A 433-nucleotide genomic window follows, 5' to 3' on the forward strand; every position below is an offset into this window, starting at 1 on the left:
TTAATCAGATCACTTGCGACAAGCGTAAAATCATTTTCATAACCATCATGAACTTCTAAAAACCCTAGATTCATCCACTTCTGATACCGATCAATTACCTGTTTTTCCTCACCGTTCATCACAGTGTCTTCTGGCAGATAGAAGCGAGGATCAATGCAGTAGTAATGCAACTTTCCATCCTCAATCCTGTAGAACAAATTGATTCGAGCACAAATATCTATTTTGGATGCCAAGTCGATTGGCATTAAACATGGAACAGTCGAAAAATCTTCAAATTTAAGGTTTTTATCCGTACAACCTTGCCACTTTTCCATGTTGAAATAGGCAGTTCGAGAAGACACCCAAACGTTTAGATGCTTGGTCTTAAATGCGTTTTGTTTAGATGCATTCTGTATAGCTCGACGCTGCTGTGATTCTAGATAGTCACCGTAGA

At 38.8% G+C, this 433-nt stretch carries 1 protein-coding gene; it reads right to left on the bottom strand.

The features are described from left to right. Positions 1-433 (bottom strand): terminase TerL endonuclease subunit (locus tag MMO38_RS16570; RefSeq protein ID WP_241324198.1); only part of this gene is annotated, 433 nt, incomplete at both ends.

Source organism: Acinetobacter sp. NIPH 1852 (assembly GCF_022549455.1).
Taxonomy (GTDB): Bacteria; Pseudomonadota; Gammaproteobacteria; order Pseudomonadales; family Moraxellaceae; genus Acinetobacter.